Annotated in this window: 8 protein-coding genes; 3 read left to right on the forward strand and 5 right to left on the reverse strand. The window is 68.1% G+C overall.

Features of this window, described 5'->3' with window-relative positions; translation table 11 throughout:
* The 4 genes from ACWIQA_RS02175 to ACWIQA_RS02190 form a co-directional block, all read right to left on the reverse strand.
* A partial coding sequence (locus ACWIQA_RS02175; protein WP_448581425.1) for a hypothetical protein occupies nt 1-281 on the reverse strand: 281 nt, incomplete at its 3' end.
* Nucleotides 278-580 carry a heavy-metal-associated domain-containing protein gene (locus ACWIQA_RS02180; protein ID WP_448581426.1) on the reverse strand — a complete coding sequence of 101 codons (303 nt, stop codon included), beginning with the start codon at nt 578-580 and terminating at the stop codon, nt 278-280. The genes ACWIQA_RS02180 and ACWIQA_RS02175, both read right to left, overlap by 4 nt.
* 8 nt (nt 581-588) lie before the next feature.
* A complete protein-coding gene (locus ACWIQA_RS02185; RefSeq protein WP_448581427.1) occupies nt 589-1,209 on the reverse strand; it encodes a hypothetical protein in 621 nt (206 codons plus the stop codon).
* Nucleotides 1,210-1,258: 49 nt separating this feature from the next.
* Complete coding sequence (locus tag ACWIQA_RS02190; RefSeq protein ID WP_448581428.1) at nt 1,259-1,585, reverse strand: hypothetical protein; 327 nt, start codon at nt 1,583-1,585, stop codon at nt 1,259-1,261.
* A gap of 83 nt (nt 1,586-1,668) precedes the next feature.
* Between ACWIQA_RS02190 and ACWIQA_RS02195 the strand changes: the two genes are divergently transcribed.
* Together ACWIQA_RS02195 and ACWIQA_RS02200 are read left to right on the forward strand one after the other, a co-directional pair.
* Complete coding sequence (locus ACWIQA_RS02195; RefSeq protein WP_448581429.1) at nt 1,669-2,406, forward strand: alpha/beta fold hydrolase; 738 nt, start codon at nt 1,669-1,671, stop codon at nt 2,404-2,406.
* On the forward strand, nt 2,403-3,155 hold the full coding sequence (locus ACWIQA_RS02200; RefSeq protein WP_448581430.1) for a tetratricopeptide repeat protein: 753 nt from the start codon (nt 2,403-2,405) through the stop codon (nt 3,153-3,155). The genes ACWIQA_RS02195 and ACWIQA_RS02200 overlap by 4 nt, the downstream gene beginning before the upstream one ends.
* Nucleotides 3,156-3,214: 59 nt before the next feature.
* Here ACWIQA_RS02200 and ACWIQA_RS02205 read toward each other — a convergent pair whose 3' ends face one another.
* Nucleotides 3,215-5,263 (reverse strand): S9 family peptidase, encoded by a 2,049-nt coding sequence (locus ACWIQA_RS02205; protein ID WP_448581432.1) that lies wholly within the window; start codon nt 5,261-5,263, stop codon nt 3,215-3,217.
* Nucleotides 5,264-5,466: 203 nt separating this feature from the next.
* Here ACWIQA_RS02205 and ACWIQA_RS02210 point away from each other — a divergent pair, with 203 nt between their 5' ends.
* Nucleotides 5,467-6,300, forward strand: coding sequence for a 2OG-Fe(II) oxygenase (locus tag ACWIQA_RS02210; protein ID WP_448581431.1), 834 nt, complete (start codon nt 5,467-5,469; stop codon nt 6,298-6,300).
* Nucleotides 6,301-6,390 lie beyond the last annotated feature (90 nt).

Raw genomic sequence — 6,390 nt, forward strand, 5'->3', positions numbered from 1 at the left:
GCCGCCTTCGCCGGATCCGCCGGGCAGGGCAGGCGCGCCGCCTGGCGGTGGAGGAGGAACGCGGCCAGCAGCAGCAGCCCGGAGCCGGCGAACAGCCACGCCTTCCAGCGGCTGAGCGAGACCAGCCAAGGCGCCGCCGAGACAAGGGCGGCCAGCGCCGCCCCGAGCCCGAGCGTCACCAGAAGAGCCGGCAACGCGCAGCAGACGAGAGTCGAGGCCGAGGCGAACAGGCTAAGCGTCGGCGCGAGCGTGTCGCGCCAGCCGAGCGTGCGTTCCGTCATGGCCGCGGCTCCCGCGTGATCGCAGAGACGGCATAGCCGGAGTCGAGGATGAGCTTCGCAAGCTCCGGGTCGGAGAGCGTTGCGTCGGCACGAAGCGCCACATGCACTTCGCCCTTGTCGAGATCGACATGCACCCGCTCGACATCCTTGCGGCGCTTCATCACCGCCTCGATCGAGCGGGCGCAGAAGTCGCAGACGAGACCGTTGACCTTGACTGTCACCAGCTGCGCCGGCGTGGCGGCTGCAAGCGGGGTGGGAAGGGCCGCGAGCAGAGCGGCAACGAGGAGGGCACGCATCATGGATCCTTTCAGAAGCGGAAGGTGGAATTGAGGATGAGGCCGCCGGAGCCGGTCACCCCGGCCTCGAGCATGACCGTCCGGTAGAAGGCGCGGGCAACGAAGGCGGGCTCGACCCGGTTCAGGGCGCCGCTGTGGCGGCGGACCTGGCCGAACAGCCAGAGATGGACTCCGCCATAGCCCGCGACGAAGGGCGCGAAGCCGGCGCGGAACATCTGCATGTCGACGGTCTCGATCCCGTCGCCATGGCTCAGCTCCGCCATCCCCATCAGCATCAGCCGGCGGTTCTCCCAGTCCCCCTGCACCCGGGCGAAGCCGCCGGGCCGGGTCGGCCCGCCATCGCGCCAGGCGGCATCCGCTCCAGCGGCAAGATAGAGATTGGCCTGCGCGGCCGGCATGTTCCAGCGATGGACAAGCCAGGTCGCCTGCGGGCCGACGAAGGTCCAGTCGCCCTCGCGCATCCGGCGCGCGGCAAGACCCGCCGACCAGTGCCGGCTCAGCGTGTAGTGGAGGAGGAGGGTCCCCATGTCGGGGTTCCATTCCTGGATGGCGGTCACGCCTCCCGGCCAGGAAACCGGGCGGGCAAGCGTGGGGCCTGCGCCAAGCGCAAGCGCGGCGGTTGCAGTTCGCATGGGATATCCTTCGGCTGACGGAAACGGGGCCGCGGGCGCGGCCGGTGCGTCAGGCGAGGGGGCGTGGCGGGTGGAACAGGCTCTCGGCGGCCCGCTGGGCAGGCCACGCCACGCCCGGGAGCGGGAGCGCGGCCCTTGCAGCGAGCCGATGGGCAAGGCCACGCGGCAGGATCATCGCGCCCGAAAGGAGGCAGCCGCCGTAACAGCCGTCGGGGCAGCAGGAAGGTTCGTCCGGCGCGGGCGCCATATCGGCGTGACAATCGGCGTGAACGGCAGCGGCTGGAGCAGCCGGCTCGGGAAGCGCCATGGCCGGCGCATGCATGGCCGCAGCCGCCAGGCCGAGCAGCACGAGCAGATGGAGCCAGGCGCGGCGCATGCCTTCTCCCTACACCCTCCGGTCCGGCCAGCGCAAACCGCGCCGGGCTGGCGCGCGCCCTGGACTGCGACTAGGGCAGAGCCATGGCGCCCATCTGCTTTCTTGACCGCGGCGATGGGGTGCGCCTTGCCTATGCGTTCACGCCCGGGCGGGGACCAACGGTCGTGTTCCTGCCTGGCTACATGTCAGACATGGGCGGAACCAAGGCGCTCTACCTCGAAGCCTGGGCAGAAGAGTCGGGCCGGGCCTTCCTCCGGCTTGACTATTCAGGCTGCGGCGCCTCAGAAGGCGCGTTCGCTGCTGGCACCATCCGTCGCTGGGCTGCAGATGCGCAAGCCATTATCGAGGCCGTCGCCGGAGGGCCGCTGGTCCTCGTTGGCTCATCGATGGGGGGGTGGATCATGCTGCACCTGGCGCTTGCCCTCGGTCCGCGGGTCGAAGCGCTGGTCGGCGTTGCTGCTGCGCCCGATTTCACTCGCTGGGGCCTCATGCTCACTGCGGCCGAAAAAGCCGAGCTCGCAAGGGGCAGGGACATTTTCCGGCCCTCGGCCTATGGCATGGAACCCTATCGCTACACACCCGCCCTCCTCGCGGACGGTGAGGCGGCCTGCCTGCTTGACACGCGGATCCCCTTCGCCGGCCCGGTCCGGCTGCTCCACGGCATGGCGGACCAAGATGTGCCCTACGCCGTCTCGCTGCGGCTTGCAAACGCGCTCACGTCGACCGACGTCCGGGTCCATCTCCTGAAGACGGGCGACCACCGACTCTCTACGCCCGCCGATCTTGCCCTGCTTGCCGCCACCCTCGAGGCCCTGCCATGACCCGATTTGCCGCCCTTCTTCTGCTCGCCGGCGCAGCCCAAGCGCAGGACCGCAGCTCCGCCGACCCGGAAATGGCAGCGCTCTATGCGGGCTGTGTCAACGCCATCGCCTCCAACCCGCAGCCGTCCGAGGAATTCGCCCGCGCCTGGGCGGCCGAGCGCAACGGCGGAGTCCCGGCGCGCCAGTGTCTCGGACTCGCCCTTGTCGCCCAGAAGAAATATGCCGATGCCGCCCGCGCCTTCGTGGACGCAGCCAAGCTTGCCGAGCAGCTGAGAAACCCGCTGGTGGCCGATCTTTGGGGCCAAGCCGGCAATGCGCTCCTGCTTGCGGGCGACGCGGCGGCTGCCATCGGCCATTTGACCAGCGCGATTGCCGCCACTGGCGAGCATGCCCCCTTGCTTTCCTCCGGCTTCCACCTCGACCGCGCCCGCGCTGCAGTTGAAGCCGGAGAGCTGGCCCTCGCCCGCCGCGACCTCGACCGCGCGACCAGCCTCAACCCCGAGGATCCGCACGCGCTCATGCTCTCAGCCGCGCTTGCCCGCCGCGAGGGGGACTTGGGCCGGGCCCAGCGCGACATTGCCGCCGCCTCGGCGCGTGCGCCATCCGACCCGGATGTCATGTTCGAGCAAGGCAATATTGCTGCTGCAAGTGGCGACCTGGCAACGGCCCGCCGGGTCTGGGAGATGGTCACGCGGGCCGCGCCTTCGAGTGATGCCGCGCGGCTCGCCCGCGCGCGGCTCGGCAGCTAGGCCGGCTTCGCGAAGACATAGCGGGCTGTCAGGCATCCGGAGCGGCGGCATCCGCGCCCTCAGAGCTTCCCATCCATCACCATGAAGATGAAGGCGAGCTCTTCTGCCACTTCGCGCAGCCGCTCGAACCGGCCGGACTTGCCGCCATGGCCGGCGCCCATGTTGGTCTTCAAGAGGATCGGATTGCGGCTGCCGCTCTCGGCCCTGAGCCGCGCCACCCACTTGGCCGGCTCCCAGTAGGTGACCCGCGGATCGTTGAGGCCCGCGGTCACGAGAAGAGCCGGATAGTCCTGCCGCTTGACCTGATTGTAGGGGGAAAGCGCAAGCAGCCGGTCGAAGGTGACGGGGTCTGTGGCCGGATTGCCCCACTCGGGGAACTCGCCCGGGGTCAGCGGCAGGCTTGCATCGAGCATGGTGTTGAGCACATCGACGAACGGCACATGTGCCACCACTGCCCGGAACGTCTCCGGCGCCTGGGTTGCAACCGCGCCCATGAGCCAGCCCCCAGCCGAACCACCGCTTGCCGAAGTCCGCTCCGGCGCTCCAAACCCGGCCTTGTGCAGTGCCCGGGTCGCATCGACAAAATCGTTGAACGTATTGGCTTTGCGGTCGAGCTTGCCATCGAGATACCAAGTGTAGCCCATGTCGTCACCGCCGCGGGCATGGACGATGGCATAGGCAAAGCCGCGATCGACCATCGAGAGGCGTAAGGCGGAAAAGCCCGGCGAAGTGCCAATGCCATAGGCACCATAGCCATAGACGTGAAGGAAGCCAGAGCCGTCCTTGCGATAGTCCTTGCGGTAGAGGATCGAGACCGGGACCCGGGCACCATCCCGCGCCGTCACCATCAGCCGCTCGCTCGCGTAGCGGGAGGGATCATAGCCAGACGGGATCTCCTGCACCTTCCTGACCGCAAGACGGTCGGCTGCGACATCATAGTCGTAGACGGTCTCGGGCGTGACCATCGAGGCATAGCTGAGGCGCAGCACTGGCGCATCCGGCTCGGCGTTGGTGCCAAGCGAGACAGTGCGGACCGCCTCCGGAAAGGCGACTTGCCGGGTTGTCCCGTCGGGGAAGATGAGGCTCAGCTGGTCGATCCCGTCCACCCGCTCCTCAAGCGCCAGATAGGAGGAAAAGGCGACGAGGCCGCGGAGGTAACGACGGTTGGAACCTGCAATCCGCGTGGTCCAGGTGCCGGGGTCGGCGACAGGCGCGGTGGCCAAGCGGAAATTGGGGTGGGTGTCGTTGGCGAGGATGAAGAGCGTGTCCCCCCGGCTGTCGACGGAATAGCGCATGCCCGGAGCGAACGGGCGCACCAGCCGCGCCGGCGCCTCCGGGTTCGCCGCATCGACAAGGCGGACGTCGTTCGCACCCGATTCGGACGTGGTAATCAGGATGAAGCGGCGGTCCTGGGTCCGGTCGATCGCGACCCAGCGCGTCGTCTCCTCCTTGTGGAGCAGCCGGTCATTGCCAGGTGCGCTGCCAAGCCAGTGGAGCCGCACTCTGTCTGGCCGCCATTCGGCACTGGTCTGGGTCCACACCAGGCCTTTGGAGTCGGTGGTCCAGACCGGCTGGCCGAAACTGTCAGAAGCAACGGTGACAACGTCTTGGCCCGAGGCGAGGTCGCGGATCCGCAGTTCGAACCGCTCGTCGCCGCTGGTGTCCGCCGACCAGGCGAGATACCGCCCATCGGGCGAGACAGCCGCTGCCCCCAGCCGGAAATAGGGCTTTCCTTCGGCAAGTGCTGGCTCGGAGAGGATCAGCTGGGCCTCGCCGCCCTTGCGCGGGCGGCGATACCAGTTGCGATACTGGGCGCCCGTCTCGAACTTCCACCAGTAGAGCCAGTCTCCGTCCGGATAGGGGACGCTTTCGTCATCCTCCTTGATTCGCCCTTTCAGCTCGGCGAACAGGGCGTCCTCGAGCGTGGAGGAGCCCGCCATCCGCGCTTCCCGATAGGCGTTTTCCGCCTCGAGATAGGCGAGAATCTCCCGGTTTGTGACCTTGGGATAGCCGGGGTCGCGCAACCAGCGGTAGGGATCAGGCACGGTGCGGCCGTGCATCTGGATCTGGTCATCACCCCGCCGCGCAACCGGGGGGCTCAAGGGCATGTTCATGGCGAATCCAGGTATGGGAACGAGGGCAAGGGGTGACAGGCTCGCCGCGCCAAGAAGGTCGCGGCGGCGCACGGCGGTGTCGTCAGGCATGGCGCTTCCTTGCCCATGCAATAGCCCAGTCGTAAAGGCGGGTGAAGGTGGCGTTGGTTGCGTGCCCGCAAGCGCCGGGCTAGCGCATGGGTGGAAGGGTAAGGCGAATGCTCCAGGTTTCCCGCGCGGATGTCCGCCATGATCCATTTCCCCATGTGGTGACCGCGAACCTCCTGCCCGACGATCTGTTCGCCGCGCTGAAGGCCGACTGGCCGGCCGGCGACGCCTTCGAGGCAACCGCGGGTGCAACCGGAAGCGTCGGCAGCCGGGCCGGCAAGGGGACCGGCTTCGACATCTACCGGGGCGACCCGGCCTATGACGCCCTCATCGCCCGCTCGGCCGCCTGGGCCCGTTTCGACGGCTGGATCAATTCGCCCGCCTTCGTCGAAACCTACCTAGACCTGTTCGGACCCGAGGGCGAGGCTATGGGAATCAGGGCCGAGATCGACCCGGCGCGCTACGACCGCCATTTCATCGAGCCGCGCGAAAAGCTCACCGATCATGCAACGCTCGGCGAGAGGATCGGCAACGTCGCCCGGAAGTTCACCCGCGGGCTGAAGCCGAGGACCCCGGTCGATCTCTTCACCCGGCTCGACATCACCCGCTCGCTCGGCGGCTATGCCAAGCCGCCGCATTGCGACCGAGCCAATCGCCTCTGCTCGCTCATCGTCTATTTCAGCGACGCCGAGGAGACTGGGCTTGAGGGCGGCGATCTCCTCATCTACAAGGCGAAACGGGAGGTCTCAATCACAGAGGCGCCGCGCCATCCGCGCCCGGAGGATGTCGAGATCGTCACCCGGTTGAAGCCGCGCGCCAACCAGGGCGTCTTCTTCCCCTGCTGCAACACCAGCTATCATGGGGTTACCGCCATCACCAGCCAGGGGGTGGCGCGCGATTTCCTCTACATCAACATCTCGGCCCGAACCGGCAGCCTCTGGTAGTCAGCGACGGACGAGGACGAGGGCGACGAGGATCAGGGCCGCGCCGGCGATTTCGAGGGGGCCGAGGCGGTCGCCGAGGAGAAGGACGCC

It is taken from the genome of Thermaurantiacus sp., from assembly GCF_053487655.1.

Coding starts and splice junctions, on each gene's coding strand:
- ACWIQA_RS02180 (WP_448581426.1), bottom strand. CDS start 580: ATGATGCGTGCCCTCCTCGTTGCCGCTCTGCTCGCGGCCCTTCCCACC.
- ACWIQA_RS02185 (WP_448581427.1), bottom strand. CDS start 1,209: ATGCGAACTGCAACCGCCGCGCTTGCGCTTGGCGCAGGCCCCACGCTT.
- ACWIQA_RS02190 (WP_448581428.1), bottom strand. CDS start 1,585: ATGCGCCGCGCCTGGCTCCATCTGCTCGTGCTGCTCGGCCTGGCGGCT.
- ACWIQA_RS02195 (WP_448581429.1), top strand. CDS start 1,669: ATGGCGCCCATCTGCTTTCTTGACCGCGGCGATGGGGTGCGCCTTGCC.
- ACWIQA_RS02200 (WP_448581430.1), top strand. CDS start 2,403: ATGACCCGATTTGCCGCCCTTCTTCTGCTCGCCGGCGCAGCCCAAGCG.
- ACWIQA_RS02205 (WP_448581432.1), bottom strand. CDS start 5,263: ATGCCCTTGAGCCCCCCGGTTGCGCGGCGGGGTGATGACCAGATCCAG.
- ACWIQA_RS02210 (WP_448581431.1), top strand. CDS start 5,467: ATGCTCCAGGTTTCCCGCGCGGATGTCCGCCATGATCCATTTCCCCAT.